Annotated in this window: 16 protein-coding genes; 2 read left to right on the top strand and 14 right to left on the bottom strand. The window is 68.6% G+C overall.

Translation table 11 applies throughout. The features are described from left to right. Positions 1-143: 143 nt before the first annotated feature. From ACOZ38_RS00990 to ACOZ38_RS00925, 14 genes are all read right to left on the bottom strand, one after another. Positions 144-1,640, bottom strand: coding sequence for a ricin-type beta-trefoil lectin domain protein (locus tag ACOZ38_RS00990; RefSeq protein WP_424528029.1), 1,497 nt, complete (start codon positions 1,638-1,640; stop codon positions 144-146). 158 nt (positions 1,641-1,798) lie between these two features. Then, positions 1,799-2,800 carry an ABC transporter permease gene (locus ACOZ38_RS00985; RefSeq protein WP_424528027.1) on the bottom strand — a complete coding sequence of 334 codons (1,002 nt, stop codon included), beginning with the start codon at positions 2,798-2,800 and terminating at the stop codon, positions 1,799-1,801. 28 nt (positions 2,801-2,828) lie between these two features. Further along, on the bottom strand, positions 2,829-3,803 hold the full coding sequence (locus ACOZ38_RS00980; protein ID WP_424528025.1) for a sugar ABC transporter substrate-binding protein: 975 nt from the start codon (positions 3,801-3,803) through the stop codon (positions 2,829-2,831). Positions 3,804-3,880: 77 nt separating this feature from the next. Beyond that, the gene (locus ACOZ38_RS00975; protein WP_424528022.1) at positions 3,881-4,807 is read right to left on the bottom strand and encodes an ABC transporter permease; all 927 of its coding nucleotides are present in this window, start codon (positions 4,805-4,807) and stop codon (positions 3,881-3,883) included. Between the two features lie 59 nt (positions 4,808-4,866). Then, positions 4,867-6,360, bottom strand: coding sequence for a sugar ABC transporter ATP-binding protein (locus ACOZ38_RS00970; RefSeq protein WP_424528020.1), 1,494 nt, complete (start codon positions 6,358-6,360; stop codon positions 4,867-4,869). Between the two features lie 342 nt (positions 6,361-6,702). Continuing rightward, positions 6,703-8,865 (bottom strand): hypothetical protein, encoded by a 2,163-nt coding sequence (locus tag ACOZ38_RS00965; RefSeq protein WP_424528018.1) that lies wholly within the window; start codon positions 8,863-8,865, stop codon positions 6,703-6,705. Further along, positions 8,862-10,859, bottom strand: a complete 1,998-nt coding sequence (locus ACOZ38_RS00960) for a TIM-barrel domain-containing protein (RefSeq protein ID WP_424528016.1) — start codon at positions 10,857-10,859, stop codon at positions 8,862-8,864. The genes ACOZ38_RS00965 and ACOZ38_RS00960 overlap by 4 nt, the downstream gene beginning before the upstream one ends. Positions 10,860-10,874: 15 nt before the next feature. After that, positions 10,875-11,690: a carbohydrate ABC transporter permease gene (locus tag ACOZ38_RS00955; RefSeq protein WP_424528013.1), complete on the bottom strand. Its 816-nt coding sequence runs from the start codon at positions 11,688-11,690 to the stop codon at positions 10,875-10,877. After that, a complete protein-coding gene (locus tag ACOZ38_RS00950; protein WP_424536936.1) occupies positions 11,687-12,625 on the bottom strand; it encodes a carbohydrate ABC transporter permease in 939 nt (312 codons plus the stop codon). The genes ACOZ38_RS00955 and ACOZ38_RS00950 overlap by 4 nt, the downstream gene beginning before the upstream one ends. A gap of 18 nt (positions 12,626-12,643) precedes the next feature. Further along, entirely contained in the window at positions 12,644-13,879 is a 1,236-nt protein-coding gene (locus tag ACOZ38_RS00945) for a sugar ABC transporter substrate-binding protein (RefSeq protein WP_424528011.1), read from the bottom strand. 66 nt (positions 13,880-13,945) lie between these two features. Then, positions 13,946-14,953, bottom strand: coding sequence for a LacI family DNA-binding transcriptional regulator (locus ACOZ38_RS00940; protein ID WP_424528009.1), 1,008 nt, complete (start codon positions 14,951-14,953; stop codon positions 13,946-13,948). A gap of 1 nt (position 14,954) precedes the next feature. Next, positions 14,955-15,140, bottom strand: coding sequence for a hypothetical protein (locus tag ACOZ38_RS00935; protein ID WP_424528007.1), 186 nt, complete (start codon positions 15,138-15,140; stop codon positions 14,955-14,957). Then, complete coding sequence (locus ACOZ38_RS00930) at positions 15,137-15,502, bottom strand: hypothetical protein (protein WP_424528005.1); 366 nt, start codon at positions 15,500-15,502, stop codon at positions 15,137-15,139. Before ACOZ38_RS00930 ends, ACOZ38_RS00935 begins: the two co-directional genes overlap by 4 nt. Before the next feature lie 342 nt (positions 15,503-15,844). Beyond that, entirely contained in the window at positions 15,845-16,351 is a 507-nt protein-coding gene (locus tag ACOZ38_RS00925) for a carboxymuconolactone decarboxylase family protein (RefSeq protein WP_424528003.1), read from the bottom strand. A 293-nt stretch (positions 16,352-16,644) separates the two neighbouring features. Between ACOZ38_RS00925 and sigJ the strand changes: the two genes are divergently transcribed. Both sigJ and ACOZ38_RS00915 read left to right on the top strand, forming a co-directional pair. Then, the gene (gene sigJ / locus ACOZ38_RS00920; RefSeq protein ID WP_424528001.1) at positions 16,645-17,589 is read left to right on the top strand and encodes an RNA polymerase sigma factor SigJ; all 945 of its coding nucleotides are present in this window, start codon (positions 16,645-16,647) and stop codon (positions 17,587-17,589) included. Between the two features lie 192 nt (positions 17,590-17,781). After that, on the top strand, positions 17,782-18,198 hold the full coding sequence (locus tag ACOZ38_RS00915; RefSeq protein WP_424527999.1) for a nitroreductase family deazaflavin-dependent oxidoreductase: 417 nt from the start codon (positions 17,782-17,784) through the stop codon (positions 18,196-18,198). The last annotated feature ends 475 nt before the right edge of the window (positions 18,199-18,673 follow it).

Below are 18,673 nucleotides of genomic sequence, written 5' to 3'. Positions count from 1 at the left end.
GAAGATCATGTCCGCGGTGGTGCCGTCCTGGCGCAGGTGTCCGTTGCCCCAGAACCGCAGGTGCCAGAATCTCCGGGCCACACCTTGAACCTGAGGGGGCCGGTCGCGGTCTTCATTCCGAGACCGGCCTTCGTGCGTCCCCGTCAGAGGATCTGCCATTTCTGGTTGTTGCCGTTCCCGCATGACCACAGTTGGACGTTCTGGGCGCTGTACAGGTCGGCGTCCAGGCAGAGCTTGGAGTCGACTCCGCGGATCGTCCCATCGGAGAAGAAGAGCCACTTCTGGTTGGCGTTGCCCAAGCAATCATGGATGACGACACGGGTGCCGTTGGTCTTGCCGAAACCGAAGGCATCCAGGCATTTCGTGCCGTTGTAGACGGTGATCGCTCCGTTGGACTGCCTGGTCCATCGCTGGTTGTCGCCGTTCCAGCAGTCCCAGACCTGGAGCTGGACATCGTTGTTGTGTGAGATGCCGGGTATATCGAGGCACTTGTTATAGAAGACGTTTCGCAGCTGGCTCGTGCCCGAGCCGGACCCGCCCCAGGCGTACTCGAGGCGGTCGACGGCCGTGGGGTTCGGCGTCCACAGCGGCAGGTTGTTGGTGCCGCCGTAGAACCCGCTGTAGAGCCTCAGGATGTTCAGCGAGTCGTGGTCCGGGCTCGTGGTCCTGCCGCCGATGCCGTGGCACCAGATCCCACCCAGGTGGTAGTCGTGGATGACGTCGGTGATGGCGCGCAGGAACGCGACCTCCTTGGGGGTCGAGCCGCTGGGGGTGGCGTTGTAGTTGATGCCGTTGTCGGCGTCCGCGCCGAACTCCTCTATGACGGTGCGTGCGGAGCAATTGCCCATATAGGTCTTGATGTCGTTGACCCACTGGTCGTAGGTCCTCGAGCCATAAGGAAAGGCATAGCGGTGCATCGCGAGGTAGGTGCCGGTGAAGCGGGAGTCGTTGCACAGCGGCCTCAGGTCGGTTCCCCAGCCGCCGCCGTCGGCTTGGGCGCCCTCGATGAACATCCGGTTCCTGGGAAAGCCGGCCGAACTCACGCGGGCTATCCATTTGGCGGCGAAGTCCAGCCACTGGGGGGTGGTGAATCCGATGGGCTCGTTTATCGGGTCGAAATAGACCAGGGGGTTGTTCAGGTACCTGGCGGTGAGGGTGTCCCACATCTGGTTCCAGGTGGGCAGGTAGCTGTCGACGACCTTGTTGCTACCGTCTTCCACCCAGTAGCACAGGATGACCTTGAAGCCCCTGGCCGTCGCGGCGTCGATGACGCCGTTGTAGGTGTTCCAGGCTGTGGTGGCGGGGTTGATCGGCAGCCGGACGGTGTTGGCGCCCAGGTCGCTCTGGAACGCGGCGAACATGGCGTCGGCCTTGCTCCTGGCGGCGTTGTAGTCGTCGTTCGCAGACAGCCCCTGCAGGACGAGCCGGTCAAAGGTGAAGTTGTCGCCAAGGCGGGACCAGTGCACGCCGTGGAACTGGCTGGGGTCGAGGCCGGGGTCCGCGGCGGCCGGTGCTACGCCGGACACGGCCGTGAGCGGTGTCATGACCAGTGCGATCAGTGCGGCCAGCACCCAGGCCAGCGTGCGGCGGTTGAGGCGGGTCCGGGCAGGGGTGGGCGGGATGGGATGGGGGCGCGGCATGGATTTCCTTTCCGCTTGGCGCGCCGATAATGGCGGACGGAGTTCGATTGCCAGGAGCGGCGCCGTAACCAGTTGGAAATGAACGTATCGACGCTTCCCAGAGGCGTCGATAGCGTCTTTCGGAACTCGCCGATCTGTGCCGCGAATGCCATTGAGCTTCAGGGTCCGCGCCTCAGCCGGCGTTGGAGTCCATCGGCGGACGCGGCGATGAAGATGATGACGCCGGTGACGATTTGCTGGTCGAAAGAGGCCAGACCGAGCAGGCTCATACCGTTGGAGAGAAATCCGAGGAAGAGCACGCCGATGCCGGTACGCAGCAGGCTGCCCCGTCCGCCGGTCAAGCTGGTGCCGCCCAGGACGACGGCGCCCACGATGTTCAGCAGCAGCGGGCCACCCATGCTCGCGCCTGCTCCGGCGAGCCCGGAAGTCAGAACGATGCCGGCGATCGCCGAGAACAGACCCGCGACGGCGTAGACGCTCGCCTTGGTACGGGTGACGCTGACGCCGCTGACGCGAGCGACCTCGACATTCGCTCCGACGTGCAGGACACGCCTTCCCCACGCGGTGCGAGTCAGGACGAGTTGCGCGATGGCGTACAGCACGACGGCCAGCCACACAGAATACGGAACCCCACCAGGCCCATCGATACTCAAGCGGATGAACCCGGAGGGGACCGGGGCGATCGTCTTGCCATGGCTGAGGAGCGTGGTGCCGCCGCTCACGACATAGAGCGCGGCAAGGGTCACAGCGAACGGGACGACAGGCATCCTCGCCACGACGGCTCCAACCACAAGACCGATCGCGGTTCCGGTGAGCAGTCCTGCCGCGACACCTGCGGGGACGTTACCGGTGCTGGTGATGATCCAGGCGCCCGCGACCCCGCCGGCGCCGATCACGCTTCCGGTGGACAGGTCGATGCCGCCGGTCAGGATGACGAAGGTCGCGCCGATCGCCGCGATCGCGACCACGGCGGACTGGCTGAACACGTTGGTGATGTTCGAAGGCGTCAGCAACCCATCGGTGAGCAGGCTCAGCACCGCGATGAGGACGACCAGCGCGGGCAGCATCGAAAGATCGGCGAACCACCCAGGACGCCGGGCCGGATCGCGCAGCCACGACGTCCGCTTCGTGGAGTAAGTCGTATGCACGGTGGAGGGCACCTCGGCGGTGCCCTCCCCGCGGACGGATTCAGGCGACACAGCCCCACACCTGCGGGCTGGTCGTGGCGAAGCCGGCCTGGTTGAGGGTCAGACCCTTCGTCTGGACGGTGCTGGGGTCGACGGCCTTCCCGCCCAGTGCGGTGGTGATCGCCGAGATGGCCTGCTGCCCGAAGTCGTCGACGGGGGTGGCGATGTCGGCGTCGAGGGTCTTGGCCCGCATGGCCTTGCATCCGTTCTGGTCACCGTCGATGGTCACCAGGAACACGTGCTTGGGATCTCCGATCGGGGCCAGCCGGTTGGCCGAAGTCAGCGCGGACTGCACCGACGGCAGCAGGAAGTCCGAGGGAACGAAGATCGCGTTGATGTCGGGGTTCTTCTGGAGCGCGTTGGACGTCCCGTCCAGGGCCTGGGCCGGATCCCAGTTGGTGGGGACCTGGCTGACTACGGTGACGTTCGGGTCGCCCTTGAGAGCGGCGTTGAATCCGTCCCTGCGGCCGATCGCGTTCTGGTCGGTGAGCGCGCCCACCAGCTCCAGCACCTTCAACGGTTTGGTCTTGGCCGCATTGGCGAACTCGGTCGCCGAAAGCCGGCCGTCGGCCGAGGGGTCGCCGGTGATCTGGAACGTGACGTTCTGCTGGTCGGCGACCGCCCGGTCGATGGCGATGAACGGAACGTTCCTGGCCCTGGCCAGGCTGATGGAGGAGGCGATCTGCTGACCGTCCTGGGCGATCACGATCACCGCGCTGACCTTGCGCGTCTGGATCAGATCCTGGATCTGCGAGGACTGCTTCTGCGGGTCCTTGTCGGCGACGTCGAAGATGACGTCGTATCCGGCCGTCTTGGCCGCCTTCTCGATCGCCGTCCTCTCTGCCTGGCGAATCGCGTTGAGCAGATCGAAGCTCACACCGATCGTGACCTTTTTGCCGGACGCGCCCGATCCGGACTGCTGCGAGTTCGAACCGCAAGCGGCGAGCATGAGACACGACGCCGTGAGCGCTGCCATGGATCGAATGATCGGGGAGGCTTTCATGGGGGGTTACCTTTCATTTCATGACGCACGATTCATGCGGTCGTCATCGTCTAGCCCCCGCCGGACGATGAACGGCCAGGCAGCCACTGGGTCCGAGCCAGGTTCCGCCACCGCGTTCCGGCGGCGATGACCGCGGTGAGAAGGACGCCGCCACGGACGATGTCGAAGACATAGGGCGAGGCTCCGGAGAAGACCAGCCCCGTCTGCGCGGTGGTGAGGACGAGAGCACCGAGGACGGTGCCGGTGATGCTTCCCCGCCCCCCGAACAGGCTGGTGCCGCCGAGGACCACTGCCGTGATCACCGTCAGCTCGTAGCCGTCACCGATGGAAGGCTGGACGGCGCCCAGACGTGCGGTCTGAGTGAGCGAAGCGACAGCGGCCAGCAGGCCCGCGAGCGCGTACGCACCGACCGTCACCGTCCTGACGGGGAGCCCCGCGTTGAGGGCGGCAGCGCGGTTGGACCCCACCGCCTGGGTGTATCTGCCGAACACGGTCCGGCTGAACACCATGCCCCCGACGAGGGCCGTCGCCGCGGCGAGCAGAACCGGAGCGGGGACGCCGAGGAGGCTCCCTGTGCCGATACCCCGCAGGTGCGCGGGAAGATCGATGTTCTGCTGGCCGGTGATATGACCACCGGCCCCTCGAAAGACCTGCATCGAGGCGAGGGTCACGATCAGGGCGGGGACCCGGGTCATCGCGACCGCGACCCCGTTGAGCAGGCCCATGAGCAGTCCCGCCGTAGCGATGGCGAGGAACACCGCACCGGTCGGCGCTGAGATGAGCGCCTGGCTGGACTCGATCGCGGCTGCCAGGAACAGCATCGAGCCGACGGACAGGTCGATTCCCGCGGTCATGATCACGAATGTCGCGCCGACCGCGGCGATGATCAGCGGGCTTGCCTGGATGGCGATATTGCGAAGGTTCGCCGTCGTGCCGAATCCGCTATAAAGACCGGCAAGAGTGAGGAGCAGCACCATCCACACCGGCAGAAGTGGCTGCCGTCGCAGAGCAAGAACAGACCATTTGCCGGCAGATTTCATCGGGCACCCCCAGTGGCGAGCCGGATGACGGCCTCCTGGGTCGCCTGCGACCGGTCGAGAATGCCGGCCAACCGGCCATCGTGCATGACACCGACGCGATGACTCAGCCCGAGAACTTCCTCCATCTCGGAGCTGATGAGCAGGATCGCCGAGCCGGCGTGCGCGAAGTCGACCAGAAGCCGGTAGATCTCAGCCTTGGCCCCCACGTCGATACCGCGTGTCGGCTCGTCCAGAATGATCAGTTGGGGTTGTCCGCTCAGCCACTTGGCGAGGACCACCTTCTGCTGATTGCCGCCGCTCAGCGAGCCGCCGACCGCGTCCAATCCGCCGCGTGCCGTCAGGCCCACGGTCGTCGCGAGTTCTCGGGTGAGTTGGCGTTCAGCCGTATTGTCGAGCCATCCGAACGGCCGCAAACGGCAGACCGAGTCGAGGTCGACGATGGAGAGGCTTTCGCGGATCGGCCGCTCGAGAAAAAGTCCCTCGTGCCGCCGGTCCTCGGTGACGAATGCGATTCCGGCACCGACGGACGCGCGAACGTCTCCGCGCCGCAGCGGCCGTCCGGCCACCTCGATCTGCCCGGCTCCGCCTGCTAGTCCGAAGATCGCCCGGGCGACCTCGGTACGGCCCGAGCCCATCAGCCCGGCCAGACCGAAGATCTCGCCCTGGGCGATGTCGAACGAGATCCCTTCGACCCGCGAGTCGTCGCTCAGGTCACGTACGGACAACGCGATCGCCGACCGCGGTTCCGGAAGCTCCGGATATCCCTGGGCGAGTTCGCGTCCCACCATGAGCGACTCGAGGGCGGCGCGGTCGAGCTCGCGGGTCGGCCGGTCGGCCACGAGTCGCCCATCGCGCATGACCACGACTCGCTGACCGAGTCTGAAGATCTCCTCGAGATAATGGGTGATGTAGAGGACCGCCACTCCGTCGCTGCTCAGTTGCTCGACGATCCGCATGATCAGCTCACGTTCGGCGAGATTGAGCGAGGCGGTCGGCTCGTCGAACACGATGGCGCGGGGTTCGGCCGCCAGGGCCTTGGCGATCTCTACTAGCTGACGCTGCCCGGCGGAGAGTTCACGCACGACAGCGTCCGGACCGAAACCGGCACCGACTCGCTGAAGGATGGGGGCGGCGGCGCGCCGCAGGGCCGCGGGCCGGACCGTCCTCGCTCGGGAGGACCTGAGATGGCCGATGAAAATGTTCTCGGCGACCGTCAGGTCGGGAAACAGGCTGGTCTCCTGGTGCACCGTGGCCACGCCCGAGTGCCTCGCGCCGCCCGCTCCCGCATGGGCGATCTCGCCGCCGAAACCGACGTGCCCGGAGTCGGGCCGCAGAGTTCCGCCGATGATGTTCTTGATGGTGGACTTGCCGGCACCGTTCTCCCCGGCCAAAGCCACGACCTCGCCACTCGAGACCGCAAACGAGACGTCATTCACCGCGACGACACCGCCGAACGACTTCGACAGCCTGCTCACCGTAATCGCGGCCACCGGACTCACCACGCTCGGTTCACAGCCGCGGGCATGAGGTCCTCCCATAAGTCCGTAACGCCATTCACATGGCAATGAGGCGTGCAACGTCCCCGAGCGATGTATCCGCCTGCGGGAATGCTGTAGAACGCTAAGGCCCGAGATCCAAGCTGTGAAGCGCATGTTTCGGCAGGCAACGATCCGGTAATCGAATCAGCCGATCCCCCCGGCCCGCGCCGCCCGCAACGGCCGCGCTGGGATCGACCAGACGCATGCCGAGCCGGCCGACCCCCGCCGAGCCGGCCGACCCAGGCCGTACGGCGCCTCTCCGGGTCCGGATGCCCGGAGAGGCGCCGCCGCACGTCAGCCCGTCGTGATGTCCACGCTGTCGAGCGCGGCGTTGAACCCGCTGCTGCTCGGGTTGCGGTTCCCGGTCACCCGTACACGCATGGTGTGGGCGCCGTTCGCGAGGACGGGGCTCGTCCACACGACGCCCGAGGCGTTGCGCGTGGGGCTGTAGTCGTCGACGAGCGTCTCCTGGCCGCCGTCCACGGAGACCGCGATGATCTGCTGGTCCACGTCCCGTACGGCATGCAGGGCGACGCGGGTGCCAGTGAAGGCCAGGGTGGCCGTCGAGCCCGCGGTGTAGCTCCAGTTGGCCGTCCCCGCGTACATGTCGGGCACGCCCGTGGTCAGGCCCCAGCCGCTGCTGTAGGAGAACTGGTTGGTGCCCGTGCCGGTCACGTTGGCGTCCACCGTCACGGTGGTGGGCCCAGGCGAGGAGGTGACGTCGGCCCGGTCGATCGCGATGTTGACGCCCGTGCCGGCGGGGTTGCGCTGGCCGGTGTTGACGATCGTGAGGGTGTGGGGGCCGGCCGGCAGGGCGGCGCTGGTCCAGACGACTCCCGAGGCGCTGCGGGCGGGGGCGTAATTGTCCACGGTCTGGGGCGAGCCCCCGTCCACGGACACCGTCATCCTGCCCTGGTCCACGTCGCGCACGGCGTGCAGCGCCACCTGCGTCCCGGTGAAGCGGAAGGTCGCGGTGGCCCCGGCGACGTGGCTCCAGTTGGCCGTCCCGGCGTACATGTCGGCGAGGCCGGTGGTGAGCCCCCAGTTCGCGTCGTACTGGAACTGGTTGGCGCCGGTGCCCGTGGTGTTTCCGTCCACGACGACGGTTCCGCCGCCGGAGCCGCCCGGCGTGAGCGTGATGGTGTAGGCGTCGGTGCCGGACAGGTAGGAGACGGGGACGGTGAGTGAGCCGCCCGAGACGGTGACGTCCTGGTCGGAGACCACGAGCGGCCCGGACAGCGGGTTCTGGTGCGGGATGCGCTCGACGCGGACGCGCACGGCGCCGTTGTTCACCAGCCATGGTGTGGAGGACAGGCCGTTGACGGTGACCGTCGTCGTGCCGGTCTGGCCGGAGCTGTTGCCCAGCAGGGCGACAGCCTTGTTCTGGCTCTGGTCCACGGCCGCGGCCACGGCGAGGCCGTCGCCGTAAGTGGTCGAGACGAGGGAGCCGGTCAGCTGGGCGTAGGCCTGGTAGACCCACCACTGCCCGGTGGGCTGCTGGCTGCTGGTCAGGGCGCCGGACAGCAGGCCGGCGACGCAGCAGTCGGCCCAGATGGCGCGGGCCGCCGCGGACACCGAGGAGACGGCCAGCCGGTCGAGGTACCAGGCCAGGTAGCCCGGGTTCTGCTGCTGCGGCCACAGGTACTCGTCGATCGTCAACGGCATCGCCGGGATCGAGCGCGCGGACAGCAGCCCGGTCGCGTCGTTCGTGTCGGCCACGGGGTCGGCGCTGAAGTGCCAGTTCAGGACGTTGGGCAGGGTTCCGTCCGCCTTGGTGCGGGTGAGGAAGTCGCCGATCCAGGTGCGGTTGTACCCGCCGAAGGACGGGCCGACGATCACGGCGGACGGGTCGAGGCGGCGGATCTCGTTCACCGCCGTGTTCCACATCTGGAAGTACTGCGGGCTGTTCACGCCGCGCGGCCAGAAGCCGGTGCCCTCCGGCTCGTTCCAGATGTCGTAGCGCACGCGGACGCCGGAGGCGCGGACGTCGGTCACGAGCCGGTTGACGAACGTCCGCCAGTTCGAGCAGTCGCCGTTGTCGCAGGGGTAGACGGTGGTCGAGGGCTGCTCGGTGTCAGCGCCCCACACGTCCGAGACGAGCAGGTGGTACGTCGCGCCGTACGCGGCGGCGGTGACCCTGCGGGCCTGGTCGAGCGCGGAGTTGAGCCGCACCCGGTACCCGTTGCCCGCCGTGTAGCCGTCGCCGATCCAGCCGTGCCCCGCGATCCGTGCGCCTCCCCCGCGGAACAGCGTCGGGCGCAGGGGCTGCAGCAGGCTGTCGGCGGGACCCGACCCGTTCTGGTTGAGGCCGTAGAGGAACCCCGCGCCGGCGCGGGTGGGCGCCTTGCCGCGCTCGGCCAGGTTGATCGTGACTGAGGCCGCCTGAGCGGGGACGGCCGTCAGCAGCGCGGCGGCCAGGGCGAGGGTCATGAGTAAGGCGAGTCGTAAGCGGTTCATCGCAGGTCCTCCAGAGACAGGGGGGTGTCGGCGTCGTCTCGGACGAACAGGGGGATGCGGTCGAGCGGGGCCTCGACCGTGATCCGGGCGCCGCCCTTGTGGCGGGTCCCGGTGTCGGTGTGGGTCCAGGTGGCGCCGTCGGGCAGGTACACCTCGCGCACCCGCTCGCCGCGCCCGAGGACCGGCGCGACCAGCAGGTCGCCGCCGAACATGAACTGGTCGTCGACGTCCCAGGCCGCTTCGTCGCCGGGGAACTCCAGCAGCAGCGGGCGCATCAGCGGGAGCCCGGTCCGCTCGCCGTCCCGCAACTGGGCGTGCAGGTACGGCCGCAGGAGCTCGCGGCGTCGCATGGCGAAGGTCATCGCCTGGTAGGCCTCGTCGCCGAAGGACCAGACCTCGTTCGGCCCGCCCGAGACGCCGACGAAGCTGCGCGTCTCGCGCGGATCCCGGTGGCCGTGCAGGCGGAACAGCGGGCAGAACGCGCCGTACTGGAACCACCGGACGACCAGCTCCCGGTACGCCGGGTCGTCCGGGTCGCCGCCCTGGAACCCGCCGATGTCGGCGGTCCACCAGGGGATGCCGCTCATCGCGACGTTCAGGCCCGCCCTGACCGTGGCCGCGAGCGCCTCGAACGTGGCGGGGATGTCGCCCGACCACAGGGCCGCGCCGAAGCGCTGCGAACCCGCCCAGGCGGACCTCACCAGCGAGAGGACCTCGGTCTCGCCCTGGGCGCGCATGTGCTCGTAGATGCCGCGGGTGTGCTCGCGCGGGTACAGGTTGGCGACCTCGGCGCCCGGCCCGGCGGCGTAGGAGTGCCGCTCGGGATGGCGCATCTCCGGCTCGCAGGCGTCCAGCCACCATGCCCGCACGCCGATGTCGTAGTAGTTCTCGCGCAGCCGTTCCCACAGCCAGGCGCGGGCCCGCTCGCTGGTCGCGTCGTAGAAGGCGACGGCGACATCCGAGCCCGAGCCGGCGTCCGGCCACTCCCCGTGGACGGCCGGCCCGTCGCCGGCGTCAACGAGCAGCCCGGCGTCGCGCATCGGGCCGTAACTCGCCGACAGCGGGCTGACCGACGGCCACACGGACACCGCCGTCTCGACGCCCATTCCGCGGAGTTCCTCGACCATCGCGCGCGGGTCGGGCCAGTGCTCCCGGTCGAAGTCCCAGTCGCCGAGGTGCCGCCAGTGCAGGTAGTCGACCACGATGACGGACAGGGGCAGCCCGCGCCGGGCGTACTCCCGGGCCACGCCGAGCAGCTCGTCCTGGGTGGCGTAGCGCAGCTTGCTCTGCCAGAAGCCGGAGGCCCAGGACGGGAGGCGCGGGGCGTGCCCCGTGGCGTCCGCGTAGTTCGACAGGATCCGCGCCGGGGTCTCGCCGGTGGTCAGCCAGTAGTCCAGCTGCCTGGCCCGGTCGGCGACCCAGCGGGTGCCGTTGGCCGCCAGCTCGACCCGGCCGACCGCCGGGTTGTTCCACAGCAGGCCGTACCCGCGGCTGGAGACGGCGAAGGGGATGCTCACCTCGCCGTTGCGCTGGTGGAGTTCGAGCACCATGCCCTTCTGGTCGAACCGGCCGTGGCCGTGCTGGCCCAGGCCGTGGACCCGCTCGCCGTCGTAGGCCGCGAAGCGCTGCTCGACGCGGTACTGCCCGCCGCCGAGTGCCTCGTAGTGCCGCGCCCCCGGCCACCAGAAGTGCGCGGGCTCCTCGCGGATCAGCTCCTCCCCCGTGTCGGTGCGGCTCGCCGTGAGGAGCCCGTCCCGGGCCGTGACGGTGACCCGCAGCAGGCCGTTGGTCAGCGTGGCGGAGTCCGCGCCGATGTGGATCTCGGCCTCCCGCGGAGCGGGCTCGGATTCCAGCGCCCCCGGCAGGTCGTCCAGCAGGCGGTGGACGCCGGCGCGCACGCGCACGCTGTCGCGCCCCCACGGCTGGACCGTCAGCAGGTGATGCTCATGCCTCCATGTCAGCCGGTCGCCGGAACGGGTGAAGGGAAGGGACAACGATTTCTCCAGTCTTCATTCTTTGACGGCGCCGTCGGCGACGCCCGCGGCGACGTAGCGCTGCGCCACCACCATCAGCACCGCCGCCGGGACGGACGCGATGACCCCCGTGGCCATCACGCTGTTCCAGTCCGTCATGTGGGCGCCGATGAACCGGTAGATCCCGACGGTCACGGGCGCGGAGTCGTCGCGGGTGGTCAGGGTGACCGCGAACAGGAAGTCGGCCCAGGCGAACAGGAACGAGAACAGGCCCGCGGCGATCATCGCGTTCCTGCTGACCGGCAGGATCACCGCGACGAGCGTGCGCAGCCGGGACGCGCCGTCGATCGCGGCGGCCTCGCGGATCTGGCTGGGGATGGACCGCATGAACGCCTGCAGGATGAGGATCGCGAACGGCACGCAGAGCGTGGAGTCGGCGAGGACCAGCGCGACCGGCGAGTTGATCAGGCCGAGCGCGTCGGCCGCGATGTAGAGCGCGTTGGCCATGACGATGCCCGGGATCATCTGCGCGACGAGCAGCGCGAACTGCAGCGCCCGCCCGCCGGGCGCGCGCAGCTGCGCCAGCCCGTACGCCGCCGGGACGGCGAGCACGAGTGTGAGGGCCACCGTGCCCAGCGAGACGACGAGGCTGGTGACGAGGTGCCCGCCCTGACTGGCCAGGGCGTTCCGGTAGCCATCGAGCGTGCCGTGCAGGGGCAGCCAGGTCGGCTCGTCGCCGATCAGCTCGGTGGACGGCAGGAGCGACGCGTTGACCATCCAGTACAGCGGGAACAGCATCACCGCGAGGATCAGCAGCGCCGCCGCGGTGGTCGCCAGACTCCGGGCCCTCACCGCGCTCCCCGCCCTTCGGGGTCGCGGGTGGCCCTCAGGTAGACGAACGCGAAGACGACGGCGAGGAGGATGAGGATGTTCCCCACGGCCGCCCCCCGCCCGAACGTCAGCCGCTGGAACGACAGGTCGTAGGAGAAGGTCGTCAGCGTCTGCGAGGAGTCGGCGGGCCCGCCCTGCGTGAGCACCATGATCAGGTCGAAGACCTTCAGCGTGTAGATCAGGCCGAGCGTCAGCACCACCACGCTGACGGGGCGCAGCAGTGGCAGCGTGATGCGGGTGAAGCGCTGCCACGCGTCCGCCCCGTCGAGCCCGGCCGCCTCATAGAGCTGCGCCGGGATCGCCTGCAGGCCGCCGTAGAGGATCACCATGTTGAACGGGATGCCGACCCAGATGTTGACGAGGGTGACGGACGGCAAGGCCAGGTCGGTGCTGGCCAGCCAGGGGATCGGGTGGCCGAGGGTCTGGTTGAGCACGCCGGAGTCGGTCTCCAGGATCCACCTCCAGGCCGTGCCCGACACCACGAGCGGGAGCAGCCACGGCACGAGCAGCAGCGACCGCAGCACCCCGTTCAGCGGGAAGCGCCGGTGGAAGAAGACCGCCAGGGCCAGGCCGAGGGAGAACTGCAGGGCCAGCGAGCCCGCCGTGAACAGCACCGTGTTCAGCACGGTCCTGCCGAAGGCGGGGTCGTGCCAGACCGCGCGGTAGTTGTCCCACCCGACGAAGGGGGCGACCCCGGTGTAGAACGACTTGACGGTGTAGTCCTGGAACCCCATCCGCAGATTGCTGACCAGCGGATACACGTAGAACAGGAGCGCGTACAGGCAGGTCGGGGCGATGAACGCGAACGCCGCCCACCGCCGCGCGCCTGTCCTGGGACGCCGGCGCGACCGCGCCCCGGCGGAGGCGGCGGGAGCTGCGCCGCGGGCGGAGACCATGGCTGGCACGGCGAGTCCCTACTTGACCGCGGCCTGCGCCGCGCTCAGCGCCTCCTGCGGCGACTTGCCGCCGGCCAGGCACTGCTGGATCGCGTTGAACAGCGCCTCGCTGACCCGCGGGTAGTCCGTCCCCAGCTCGGCGGTGCGGGCCAGCGCGGTGGCCACCTCCTCGGCGAACGGCGCGAGCTGCGGGTCGCGCGCGGCGAGCTGGCCGGCCGCGGCGCGGTTGCTCGGGATGTAGCCGGCGGCGGTCGACCACTCCAGGCTCTTGTCCTGGCTGAGCAGGCACTTCAGCACCGCGAGGGCCTTCTTCTCCCGTTCGGGGGTGCTGCGGCCGACCGTCCACACCTCGCCGCCCAGCGGCGTCACCGGCTTGGCGGACGGCGAGGGGATGGGGATCGGGACGATGCCGAACTCGAGGTCCTTCTTCTGGTTCAGCGTCGGCAGCTGCCACGGGCCGTTCACCATCATCGCCGCGTTCCCGGCCATGAACTGGTCGTTGATGTCGGCCTGGGTCCAGGTGACCACCGACTTGGAGGCCGATCTGGAGTCGACCAGGTCCTTCCACAGCGTCAGCGCCTGGACCGCCTGCGGGGAGTCGAGCTGCTTAAGGCTCGCCCCCGCCGTCCAGAAGAAGGGCTCGAACTGGAAGCTGCCCTCCTCGGTGCCGACCGCCGAAAACGCGATGCCGTACCGCTTGCCCTTGGTCAGCTTCCCGGCGGCCACCGTCAGCTCGTCCCAGGTCTTCGGTGGTTGCAGGCCCGCCTCGCCGAACAGCTTCTTGTTGTAGTAGAGGGCCAGGCCGTTCACTCCGGGGGCGATGCCGTACGTCTGGCCCTGGTACTGCCCCGCGTCCACGATCGAGGGGAACAGCCCCTCGGTGCTCAGCCCGGCCTCCGACAGCGACGCCAGGCCGCCGGTCGCGGCGAGCTGGGCCAGGTCCGGGTTGTCGATCAGGGCCAGGTCGGGGAGCGACCGCGAGGACGCCTGCTGGAGCAGCTTGGGGATGAACTGGGTCCGCGGCACCTGCTGGTGCTCGATCTTCACCCCGGTCTCCCGGCCGCACGCCGCGAGGATCTCCGGCAGCTTGGTGTTCTGCGGCGCGGCCTCGTAGTAGTCGATCTCCGTCAATGTGCCGGTGTCCGCGGCGGGCGCGGCGCCGCCGCCACAGCCGCCGATCGCGAGGGTGGCGGCGACGGTGACGCCGGCGGCCAGCGCCCTGCGTCCGGTACGGGGGAGTGCTGTGTATGGCATGGTCAGGGCCTTTCGAACTGATTCGATTGTGGCTGCGGGCGGCTCAGGAGAGGGCGGCGCGCAGGGTCAGGCTCGCGTGCGCCTCGGGCGCCGATAGGTGCGGGTGCTTTGGCGTACGGTCAGCTCTGGTGCGAGCATGGTGACCGGCGGCTGTGGTTCGCCGCGGATCAGACGGGCCAGGCGTTGCACGGCCGTGCGGGCCAGGTTCTCGACGGGCAGCGTCAGCGAGGTCACGGGCTGGGCGAGGCGCCCGACCTCGTCGGCAGAGCAGATCGCGACGAGGGAGATGTCCCGCGGCACGCGCCGGCCCATGCGGGTGAGCCGGTCGACCACCAGCGGCAGCGCCCACTCGTTGTAGACGATCAGGCCACTCGTGTCCGGGTTCGCGGCGAAGAGCGCGGTGAGCGCGGCGTCCACCCCGTCCGGCGAGGGCTCGCACGGCTGCCAGGCCGCCGTCGCGCCCCGGCTCTCGATCGCCTCCACCGCCCCGTCGCGGGCGTGCGCCGCGTAGGCGCCCCCGCGGGCGTACGTCTCGGGCGGCTGCCCGAGGAAGCCCAGGTTCGTGTGCCCGAGGTCGAGCAGGTGCTCGGCGCAGAGCCGGCCGGACAACGTGAAGTCGAAGTCCACGAGGGGCAGCCCCGCCGCGTCGTCGGGCGTGCCCACCAGGACGGCCGGGCACTTCAGCGAGCCCAGCAACTCCACCCGCGGGTCGCGCTGCTGGACCTCCATCAGCATCACCCCGTCCACCAGCGCGCTGGCGACCGCGTCGCGGATCGCCTTCTCGCCGTTGTCGTCGGTGATCATCAGCAGCTTCAGCCCGGCGTCCTGCGCGGCGGACAGGGCGGCCCACACGTACGGCATCTGCACCTGGTTGTGCGGTCCGTGGACCAGCGGCAGCGCCATCGCGATCACGCCCGACCTGCGGGTCCTGATCGACTGGGCGCCCGCGTGCGGCCGGAAGTTGAGCTCTCGGATGCTGCGCTCGACACGTTTGATCGTCTCGGGGGAGATCGACCGGTTGCCGCTGAGCACGTAGGAGACGGTGCTGCGCGAGACCCCCGCGTGCTTCGCCACGTCAGCGATCGTTGCCGCCATGATCGGCCTCTCGGATCGAACTGATTCGATTGCGGCAACGTAACATCAGGATGACATCGCCACAAGACCCGAATGAGGGCCGGCCGGAACGGCCGGCGGCCGGGTCGGCATCGCCGCCCACCCGGATGCCGAACAGGCCCAGAGCCTGACGCCGGGTCACCGTCATGCAGCGGCGGCCACGTGAGTGCGGCGGCCGGCCCAGACCCGGCCAAGTTGAAGGACGCTCATGCCGAACATCAACGCGCCCAATGGGACGTGCACGGTCTTCACGTGCGCGATGCCGAGCGCTATCTGCGCCAGCGTGAGCCCGAAGAATCCGACCGCGTACAGGATGGCCCTGGGCGAGCCGCCGCCCGGCCGCCACACCAAGATCGCGGTGACCAGGTGCAACAGCGCCGCGGCGAACACCCCGTACGCCGAAACACTGTGCGATGCCCGTCCGTCGGGCGAGGACAACAACAGTCCGGCGGTGATCGGCGCGGCGAAGAGGGCCAAGGTCTGCAGGGTGATCGCGACACGCAAGAACATGGGTGCCTCCTTGACTGCTGCGGGACGGGTGAAGACGACGACGATCTGGTGCCTCAGTAGTCCGACGACACAACCGCCGGGAATGTGAGGCGACGCGCTGACGCGCGTGCCGGGATGGATGCCACGGCCACCGCCTCTCCTCGCTCCATGTCGATACCGAGTGAAGATGAGACGGTGGCCATGGCGACACACCGTGGCTTTCAAGACGCAATCCGCTATACGCGGATACGTCACCATCGGCATGGCATACGCCCAAGATTTTGGTTAAAGAGCAAGCTCAGGAGCCGGCCGTGCTCAGCGCGTGAGCCGCGGTTGCCGTCCTCATCCTGAGCCTGTTGGGCGTTACTTGCTGTAATTCTTCCCGGGGGCCTTACCGGGGATCGGCTTGCCGATGAGAGCGACGGGGATGAAGAAGCAGATCTGGCTGATCGCCAGGGTGAGCGTCCAGAGCGCCTTGTCGTCGTAGTGGGCGGATGCCTTGGCATACAGCTCGTCGGGGACGCGCTCCCCGGACGGGTTCGGGGTGAGGACGGCCTCCACGAGCTCCAGTGCGACCCGTTCGGCGTCGGTGAAGTAGGGGGCGTCCTGCCATGACGCCACGGCGGTGATGCGCTCCTCTGTTTCTCCGGCCTTGCGGAGGTCGCCGGTCTGTCGGACGGTGTGGTACGTGCTGCCGACGATCTGCCCGGCGCGGAGCTGCACCACGCTGATGGTGGTCTGCGGAATCGAACCGTTCCGGGTGGCCTTGGACATGGCTCCGGAGATTGCTGCCATCTCGGGGAAGAACTGGAGCGGGTCGGGCAGACGCGACTGGAGGTCGTCCTGCTTGGTCGTCGTGGGCATGGACATTGCGAGGTCTTCCCTTCTAAATCTCAGCGCTGTTTTGAGGCTTGCGACCTGGTGGGCTTGGTCCTCCATCACGAAGTGGCCGACCGCGGGGACGATCACGCGTTCCGACGCGGGTTTTCGACGGCGATCCGCATACCGGCCAGGTCGCTGAGCTTTCCTGCGTGCTGGATGGTGTCTCAGTAGTCCGACGACACAACCGCCGGGAATGTGAGGCGACGCGCCAACCTCACAGTTCGGTGCGATGTCTCGTCGAACTGGTGAGGACAGCTGCGACCAAGGGAGTCGGCGACACCATGACCACCCGATCCGAGCCAGAACACGGCCGGCCCGATCCGAGCCTGAGCGCGATCACGAGCGAGCGGCGTCAGCTGATCAATCTCGCGTACCGGCTCCTCGGCTCCCTGGCCGATGCCGAGGATGTCGTACAGGAGACCTACGCCCGCTGGTACGCCATGTCCCGGCAGCAGCAGGAAGCCATCGAATCCCCCGGCGCCTGGCTGACGAAGGTCGCCAGTCGCGTCTGCCTCGACCTGCTCGGCTCGGCACGGGCCCGGCGGGAGCGCTACGTGGGCGAATGGATCCCCGAGCCGCTGCCCGATCGTCCGGAGTGGATCAGCGGGCGGCCGGGTGGCACCACGGTCGACCCGGCCGACCAGGTCACCCTCGACGAGTCGATCAACATGGCCTTCCTCGTCGTGCTCGAATCGATGACCCCGGCCGAGCGCGTCGCGTTCATCCTGCACGATGTCTTCTGTCACTCCTTCGCCGAAGTGGCCGAGATCGTCGGCCGTACCCCGGCGGCATGCCGCCAGCTGGCCTCCTCGGCCCGCCGTCGCATCCGCGCGTCGCGGGCTCCCACGGCTCCGGCAGCCCAGCAGGCCGGCATCGTCAGGGACTTCAAGCAGGCATGGGAAGCCAAGGACATCGACGCCCTCATCGGCCTCCTCGACCCCGACGCCACGGGGATCGCCGACGGCGGCGGCCTCGTCAGCGCCGTGCTCCGCCCCATCGAAGGCGGCGAGCAGGTCGCGCGCTACGCCCTCGATATCGTCGGCAGGGTACCCGACCTGACGATCCTGGAGCGCAGGGTCAACGGTCAGCCCGGTCTGGTGGCTCAGCAAGATGGCGTCACCGTGGTGGTGATGGCGTTCGATGTCGCAGGCGACCGGATCAAGCACATCTGGGCGGTACGCAACCCCGAGAAGCTCCGGCCGTGGACGGTGGGGCCACAGCACTAACGTGACAAGCTCGTGGTCCTGTAGTACACAGGTTCGAATAATCTCCACATGTTGGCCTTGCGGGCCACGGTCGCGATCGACGGCAGGCGCTCTGGACTTGACCGTGGCGACCTGCTCGCCGATAGCGTGAGCGAGAGTGCGAATGATCAAGTGCCGGGAGGATCGTTGACAACGCCAGAGCCCGATGAAGTCGTGGACAGCCCCACAGGCTGGGTGGCCAAGCACATCAAGCGCTACGTCGAATCCGACGGCCAGGACGGGCACAGTTACAACGGGTACGACTCGCTCCTGCTCACGACGAGGGGAAGGAAGTCGGGAAAGCTGCGCCGTACAGCGTTGATCTATGGGCGCGACGGCGACGACTACCTGATCGTGGCCTCGAACGGTGGCGCCGACGACCACCCCGCCTGGTACCTCAACCTGCTCGAGTGCCCTGAAGTCAGCGTGCAGGTCGGCTCGGAGAAGTTCGCCGCACAAGTCCGCACCGCCGACGACGAGGAGAAGCCTCGGCTGTGGGAGTTGATGGTGTCGGTCTTTCCCATGTACGCCGGCTACCAGAAGAAGACCGCCAGGGTGATCCCCGTCATCATCATCCAGCGAGAGAAATAACCGGAGGTCGTGCGCTTCGTCGCCCGGGTCGACCACCGGAGCCGTAATGGCCGGTGCGGGTTGATCCTTTCGTCACCGCGACGTGGGGCCGAGCTACCGCCCGCGAGCGTCCGCCGACCTGGCGGGTAAATTCCGCCGACCTGGCGGGTAGAAGGGGAGGGACGCGGATCCGCGTCCCTCCCCTTCGCTTCTGGGACCGATGCTTCGCGCACCGGGTGGACGTCCTGTTTGGGCCTTGTACGGCATTGAAGTCGGGGCTACGATCACGTCAACTCTTAGGAAACTTTCCTATAAGAACTGTGAGGTTCCACAGACGCGACTCATCCGCCCCTAACGAACCCAGTCGCCCACTCCTCACGTCCTGCCCGCCGAGGCCGCCAGGACGGCATTCCGACCGCGACCCTCGTCAAGGCTCCGGGTGGAGTCGGCGTTCCGGGACAGCCGCACCCTCCGCCCGCCGTCGATGCCCGGTGAC

It is taken from the genome of Sphaerisporangium viridialbum (assembly GCF_049674955.1).
Classification (GTDB): Bacteria; Actinomycetota; Actinomycetes; order Streptosporangiales; family Streptosporangiaceae; genus Sphaerisporangium; species Sphaerisporangium viridialbum.
This window is presented reverse-complemented; position numbering and strand designations above follow the sequence as displayed.